Annotated in this window: 6 protein-coding genes and 1 riboswitch; all 6 genes read right to left on the bottom strand. The window is 70.2% G+C overall.

Going from position 1 to position 6,725, the window contains the following annotated elements; translation table 11 throughout:
* Nucleotides 1–366: 366 nt before the first annotated feature.
* The 6 genes from AB0K14_RS04885 to AB0K14_RS04860 all read right to left on the bottom strand — a co-directional run bounded on the left by AB0K14_RS04885 (nucleotide 367) and on the right by AB0K14_RS04860 (nucleotide 6,714).
* The gene (locus AB0K14_RS04885) at nucleotides 367–1,173 is read right to left on the bottom strand and encodes a MetQ/NlpA family ABC transporter substrate-binding protein (protein WP_360463901.1); all 807 of its coding nucleotides are present in this window, start codon (nucleotides 1,171–1,173) and stop codon (nucleotides 367–369) included.
* A 29-nt stretch (nucleotides 1,174–1,202) separates the two neighbouring features.
* Nucleotides 1,203–1,886, bottom strand: coding sequence for a methionine ABC transporter permease (locus tag AB0K14_RS04880; RefSeq protein ID WP_360463904.1), 684 nt, complete (start codon nucleotides 1,884–1,886; stop codon nucleotides 1,203–1,205).
* Nucleotides 1,883–2,893 carry an ATP-binding cassette domain-containing protein gene (locus AB0K14_RS04875; protein ID WP_360463907.1) on the bottom strand — a complete coding sequence of 337 codons (1,011 nt, stop codon included), beginning with the start codon at nucleotides 2,891–2,893 and terminating at the stop codon, nucleotides 1,883–1,885. Before AB0K14_RS04875 ends, AB0K14_RS04880 begins: the two co-directional genes overlap by 4 nt.
* Before the next feature lie 203 nt (nucleotides 2,894–3,096).
* A riboswitch (SAM riboswitch) is annotated at nucleotides 3,097–3,189 on the bottom strand.
* Between the two features lie 86 nt (nucleotides 3,190–3,275).
* Nucleotides 3,276–4,154 carry a 16S rRNA (adenine(1518)-N(6)/adenine(1519)-N(6))-dimethyltransferase RsmA gene (gene rsmA, locus AB0K14_RS04870; protein ID WP_360463910.1) on the bottom strand — a complete coding sequence of 293 codons (879 nt, stop codon included), beginning with the start codon at nucleotides 4,152–4,154 and terminating at the stop codon, nucleotides 3,276–3,278.
* 10 nt (nucleotides 4,155–4,164) lie between these two features.
* Nucleotides 4,165–5,598 carry a transglycosylase family protein gene (locus AB0K14_RS04865; protein ID WP_360463913.1) on the bottom strand — a complete coding sequence of 478 codons (1,434 nt, stop codon included), beginning with the start codon at nucleotides 5,596–5,598 and terminating at the stop codon, nucleotides 4,165–4,167.
* Nucleotides 5,599–5,877: 279 nt separating this feature from the next.
* On the bottom strand, nucleotides 5,878–6,714 hold the full coding sequence (locus AB0K14_RS04860) for a TatD family hydrolase (protein WP_360463916.1): 837 nt from the start codon (nucleotides 6,712–6,714) through the stop codon (nucleotides 5,878–5,880).
* Nucleotides 6,715–6,725: the final 11 nt, after the last annotated feature.

The following is a 6,725-nucleotide window of genomic DNA, read 5'->3' as shown; positions in this document are numbered from 1 at the left end:
GGTCGGCGGGATGACACGAAACCCGACCCCCGCTGGTACAGGGGATCTCGCACCAACCCCGTCATCCTGCTGATCTGCCCGTCCGGCGAGGACGCCCTTGATCTTTCCTGAGCGTTGAACTCAGGGGTCCCGAACGTAGGACACGCACGACGCGAACGTAGGACTCGCGCGACCTGAACGTACGACTCGCGCGACCTGAACGTACGACTCGCGCGACCTGAACGTACGACTCGCGCGTTCTGAACGTAGGACACGCGCGTTCTGAACGTAGGACACGCGCGTTCTGGAGGTAGGACACGCGCGGGTTGGAGGTAGGACACGCGGGGGTGAGGTCGAGGGGGGTGGAGATGGAGATGGGGTTGGGGGTTAGACGGCGAGGACGGAGCCGGCGAAGGTTTGCTTGATGTAGTCCTTGACCTCTTGCGACTGGAGCAGGGCCAGCAGGTCGCGCACGCGCGGGTCGTCCTTCAGCTCGGCCCGCGTGACCAGGCCGTTCGCGTTCGGGTTGCCCTCGACCTTCTCCAGCGCCAACGCGTCGGACGCGGGCTTGAGACCGGCGTCGATGGCGTAGTTGCCGTTCACCACGGACGCGTCCGTGTCGTCCAGCGAACGCGGCAGCTGCGCCGCCTCCAGCTCGACGAACTCAAGCCCACGCGGGTTCTCCGCGATGTCCCGGATGGTCGCCGTCTTCTCCGCGCCCGGCGTGACCTTGATCAGCCCGTTGTCCTGGAGCAGCTTCAGCCCGCGCGCCTCGTTCGTCGCGTCGTTGGCCACCGCGACCCGGGCGCCCGACGGCAGGTCGGCCAGCGACTTGTGCTTCTTCGAGTACACGCCCAGCGGCTCGACGTGCACCGGCCCGATCCACTCCAGCGACGCGCCGCTCTCCGCCTTGAACGTGTCCAGGTACGGCACGGTCTGGAAGTAGTTCGCGTCCAGCGACCCGTCCACCAGCGCCGTGTTCGGCTGCACGTAGTCGGTGAACTCCACCACCTCGATCTTCAAGCCCTTCGCCGCGGCCAGGTTGTCCGCGACGTACCGCAGCACCTGGGCGTGCGGGACCGGGCTCACGCCGACCTTCAGCGCCGCGTTCGGGTCGGACGCGGCGCCGTTGTCGCCACTACCGCAGCCCACTGCGGTCAGCAGCACGGCCAGCAGGGCAGCACGAATACGCATTTCATTCCTTTGATGAGAAGAAGAAACGATCAGACGGACGCGGTGCGGCGGCGGTCGACGCCGCGGGCCACGCGGTTGGTGGTGAACTGGATCGCGGTGGCGATGATCGCCAGCACGACGACCGTGCTCCACAGGTAGCGGTCGTTGAACCGCTGGTAGCCCATGCGCACGGCGAGGTCGCCGAGGCCGCCGCCGCCGACCACCCCGGCCATCGCCGAGTAGCCCAGCAGCGCGATCGCGGTCACGCCGATGGCGTTGACCAGCGCGGGCAACGACTCGCGCAGCAGCACGCTGCGCACGATCCGCAGCGTGGACGACCCGGTGGTGACGGCGGCCTCGACCACCGACACGTGCACCTCGGCCAGCACGTTCTGCACCAGCCTGCCGACGAACGGGATGGCGCCGACGGCGAGCGGCACGATGGCCGCCGTGGGTCCGATGGTGCTGCCGAGCAGCAGCCTGGTCAGCGAGGTGAGCACCACGAGCAGCACCAGGAACGGCATGGAGCGGCCCAGGTCCACGACGAACCCGAGCACCTTGTGCAGCACCGGCCGGGGCTTCAGCCCACCGGGTGCGGTGAGCTGAAGCCAGATGCCGACGGGCGCACCGAGCAGAACGGCGATCAGGGTGGAGACGACCACCATGTACAACGTCTCGCCGGTGGCGAGCAGCACGTCGTCGAACACGATGGACCAGGGTGTTGCGGACCTCACGCAGCTACTCCCTGCGGACCCGAGAGGGTCCGTCGCACCGAGCCGCCCGCTTCCGAGATCCACTCCAGCGCGGAGTCCGCGCGCTCGCCCTTCAGGCCGACGCGGAACCGGGCCACCGGGGTCTCCCCCAGCCTGGTCAGACCGCCGCCCAGCAGGTTCAGCTCGACGCCGAACCGGCTGGTCACCTCGGGCAGCAGCGCGCCGACGGCGGCGAAGCCGATCAGCACGACGTCCGCGACCCGGTCGAACGAGGCCTCCGCCGCCGGGTTCTGGTCCACGGCGGGCAGCAGCGACGCGGCGGTGCGGCTGGCCGCGTCGGACACCAGGTCGAGTACCTTGCCGTGCTCCACCACCCGGCCGTCCTCCAGCACCGCGACGTCGTCGCAGATCCTGCGGACCACGCCCATGTCGTGCGTGACCACGAGCACCGTCACGCCGAGCTCGGCCCGCGCCCGGTCCAGCACGGTGAGCACCGAGCCGGTGGTGTCGGGGTCGAGCGCGGAGGTCGGCTCGTCGGCCAGCAGCACCGACGGCGACGCGGCGAGCGCCCGCGCGACGGCGATCCGCTGGCGCTGGCCGCCGGAGAGCTGGTCGGGGTACGAGCCCGCCTTGTCGGTCAGGCCCACGAGGTCGAGGAGTTCGGCGACCCGGGTGCGGCGCTGGGGACCGGCCACGCCCGCGGCCTCCAGCGGCAGCGCGACGTTGCCCGCGGCGGTGCGCTGGCGCAGCAGGGAATCCCCTTGCGGCACAACGCCGATCTGCCGGCGGGCGGCCCGCAGGGCGGTGCCGTCGAGGGAGACGAGGTCGGTGCCGTCGACGCGGATCGCGCCGCTGTCGGGGCGCTCCAGGAGCGCGACGCACCGGGCCAGGGTGGACTTGCCCGCGCCGCTGGGGCCGACGACGCCGAGGACGGTGCCTGCGGCGACGTCCAGGTTCACGCCGTCCAGCGCGCGAACCTGCCCGGTACTCCCGGGGAAGGTCTTGGTGAGGTTCTCGACAGTGATCACGTTTCGCTCCACGACTGCATGCGGCAGCGCACGCTCATGGCGTGCGTGACCGACGGCTCAGCTCAGAATGGTGTCCTGAAGAAGGACGCGAGGATTCGAAGGCGCCTAGGGCTGCTAGCAGCAGCTGCGACAGGCTGACGAGGTGCGGCGGCCGTGGTCGACGACCCGCCGGCGGGTGAGCGTTCGCATCCTGGGCACGTGATCCTCCATCGATCCTGGCTGAAGCACCTGCCCCGCGGGGGGGGTGGTTGCTGCGGCGTCGTAGAGCCAGGTCTCTCAGCCGCTCGGGATGGCACCACGAGTAGACCTGACCGAGCCTGGCTGACGCAAGCCTGTAACCGGATCGTCCGGCAAATCACACTTTCGGCCGAAAGATCATCGACTACCGAGCGGAAGCGACCTCGGCTATCCGGATGAAGTCACCGACGGCCAGTTGTTCGCCCCGCACCGCCGGGTCCACGCCCGCGGCGACGAGCAGCCGCTGCGCCTCGGCGGCGGAGCCCGCCCACCCGGCCAGCGCGCCGCGCAGCATCTTGCGGCGTTGGGCGAAAGCCGCGTCCACCAAGGAGAACAGCTGCTTCTGGTCCACAGTGGACAAGGGCTCGTGCCGTTCGAACGCCACCAGCGCGGAGTCGACGTTGGGCACCGGCCAGAACACCGAACGCGGCACCGGACCGGCCCGGCGGGCGTCCGCGTACCAGGCGAGCTTCACGCTGGGCACGCCGTAGACCTTGCTGCCGGGCCCGGCGGCCATCCGGTCGGCGACCTCGGACTGCACCATCACCAGGCCGGTGCGCAACGACGGCAGCACGGCCAGCAGGTGCAGCACCACGGGCACGGCCACGTTGTACGGGAGGTTCGCCACCAGCGCCGTCGGCTCGACGGGCAGTTGGGACGCCGTGACGCGCATCGCGTCGTCGTGCACGACGGACAGGCGGTCGGCCAGCTGGGGCGCCCGCTCGGCCACGGTGACGGGCAGGCGGTCGGCCAGCACCCCGTCGATCTCCACGGCCACCAGCGCCCGGCAGGAGGGCAGCAACGCCAACGTCAGCGAGCCCAGACCGGGGCCGACCTCCAGCACCACGTCGTCCGGGCGCAGGTCGGCCGCCGCCACGATGCGCCGCACCGTGTTCGGGTCGTGCACGAAGTTCTGCCCCAGCTTCTTCGTGGGGCGGATGTCCAGCTCGGCGGCCAGCCGACGGACGTCGGCCGGGCCGAGGAGGTGGCTCCCCGACCCGGCCGTCGTCGAATCCTCAGTCACGCGTGCATTGTTACGGCAGGCCCAGCTTCGACCGGCAGTGGGGCCACGCGGAGTAGCCGCCGCGGGCGTCGCGCAGCTTGGTGGCGACGGCGATCTGCTGCTCGCGGGTCGCCTGGTGCGGGTACGCGGCGTACTGGGCACCGCCGTAGGCGTCCCAGGTGCTCTTGTTGAACTGCAGGCCGCCGTAGTAGCCGTTGCCGGTGTTGATGGCCCAGTTGCCGGTCGCCTCGCACTGGGCCAGCCGGTCCCAGACCTCGCCGTCGGGCGGGAGCTTGGTGCCGACCTTGACCTTCTTCGGCTTCGGCTCCTTGGTGACCTTCGCGCCCAGCTTCTCGCGGCCCACCTCGGCGCCGTTCTTCACCGTCACGCGGTAGGTGACGATCTGCTCGCCGGCCTCGCCCGGGTCCAGGACCTCTTTCTGGCCCCTCATCATCGCGTCGTCCTTGACCTCCTCGACGGGCGGCTGGATGGCCTCCGTCGCGTTGATCACCGACACGCCGGTGCGCGTGATGTGGACCTCGGCGCCGTTGGTGACGCGCAGGTCCATCGCCGTTTCGAGCTTGTCCTCGGGGCCCAGCGTGAGGTTCTCGGCGCGCATCAGCTCCTCGACGGTCACGGCCGTCGTCCGCAGCTGCCGGGGCGCGTTGCCGCCGTCGTAGAGCGTGATGGTCTTGAGGCTCTTGACCTCGAGGGCGAGACCGTTGAGGGGCACGTCCATGCCGCGGTCGTGCGAGAGCCACGCGCCCTCGTCGTCGACCTGCAACTGCTCCAGCGCCTCGTCCACGGTGACCGAGCGGACCCAGCCCTCGCGCTGCTCGCCGTCGACCGTCGCCTTCACCAGCCGGCCGCGGTCCAGCGAGATCTTCCCGCCGTCGCTGACCTTCGCCTGGGGGGACGGGCTGAGCGCGTCGTGCTCGCCGATCGTGATGCCCTCGTCGGCGAGGATCTCGCCGACGGTGGACTCGTAGGTGCGCACAGTCTTGGCTTCGCCGTCGACGTCGACCGTGACGGACTTGTCCATCGCGATCGCGGTGGCGCCACCGCCGGAGATGGTCACCAGCACGGTGGCGACCGCGGCCTTCAGGAAGCGGCGCTTCCACTTCCCCGCGGCCTCGACCAGTGCGGCGGGCGGGGCGCTCGGCTGCTCGGCGGCCAGGCTGCCCGCGACCCGGTCCTGGGAGACCTCGTCGGGGATGATGATCGGGGGTAGGAGCGTGGTCTCGGCGTTGATCAGCCGGATCAGCTCGTCGACGTCGACGTTCGCGCTGGCCAGCAGCTCGTCGGCGTCCGGTCCCAGCACGTCCAGGACGTCGTCCGGGGTGATGGTGAACACCGCGGTGTCCCATTCGGACGGCGGCCCGGGTCTGTCCAGGACGTCCACACCGGCCACGGGTGTCGGCTGCACGGGCGTAAACCAGTCGGTGTCCTCGTTGAACGAGTTCACGGGGTGCCATACCTCCTGAAGGCGCGAAGTCCGGCGACGCGCACGTTCGATGTCGGTGGTCAGCTAGTGATCTCCGGCAACTCCTGTGCGTGTTCGGCTTGGCGCTTCTGGTGTCAACGTGACCCGCCCCGACTGCGGGTGCGCCCCGAACTGCAACTCGGGGCACGGTCACGGGACCGTAACGGGTACGCGGGGGTTGTGCCAACACCCCGGCAACCCTTGTGAGTTCAGTCACTCCGTTAGGGGAGCAAGTCTGTCCTCCATTCGTCGTAAGGAGGATTACGACTTCGCGGAGTCACGGAGACCGAAGACGCGTTCGGCGTTTCGGGTGATCTTCGTGGCCAACTCACCCAGGTCTGTCTCACGCAGCGTCGCCAGGTCGCGGAGCGTGTAGTTCGCGCAATAGGGCTCGTTCGGGCGACCTCGGTACGGGTGGGGCGTGAGGAACGGCGCGTCCGTCTCGACCAACACGTGGTCCTCCGGCACCCAGACTGCGGCTTCCCGCAACGCGTGGGCGTTGCGGAACGTCGTCGTACCCGCGAAAGAGAGCACGAACCCGCGTTCCACGCACGCGCGCGCGAAGGAGAGGTCGCCGGAGAAGCAGTGGAAGACCACTGTGGACGGCGCGCCCTCGGCGTCGAGCACGGCGAGGATGTCGTCGTGGGCGTCCCGGTCGTGGATCATCAGCGGCTTGCCGACCCGTTTTGCCAGGTCGATGTGCCACCGGAAGGCCTCGTGCTGCGCGGATCTCGGCGCGTAGTCCCAGTAGTAGTCCAGGCCGGTCTCGCCGATCGCGACGACCCTGGGCCGGACGGCGAGCCGCTCCAGCTCGGCCTGCTCCGCCTCGCCGAACGTGGACGTGCGGGTGGGGTGCAGGGCGACGGCGGCGAACACCCGGTCGTCCCACGTGGCGGCTTCGGCGGCCCACCGCGCGGCGTCGAGGTCGTCGGCGACGGTGATCACGCGGTCCACGCCCGCCTGGGCGGCCCGGTCGACCACCTCGCGGACCTGGTCGGGCGTCTTCGCGCCGCACGCGTCCAGGTGCGTGTGGGCGTCGACCACCGGCGCCGGCAGGGTTTCCGGGACCGGTGGCCGTTCGCCGCGGCGTTTCGTCACCGCGGGCACCA

The organism is Actinosynnema sp. NPDC050801, from assembly GCF_040673975.1.
Lineage (GTDB): Bacteria > Actinomycetota > Actinomycetes > Mycobacteriales > Pseudonocardiaceae > Actinosynnema.
The sequence above is the reverse complement of the archived record's forward strand: the minus strand, read 5'-3'. Positions and strand labels throughout refer to the sequence as shown.

Bases quoted from the DNA above. Each gene is read 5' to 3' on its own strand.
- AB0K14_RS04885 (WP_360463901.1), bottom strand. From the start codon at position 1,173: ATGCGTATTCGTGCTGCCCTGCTGGCCGTGCTGCTGACCGCAGTGGGC.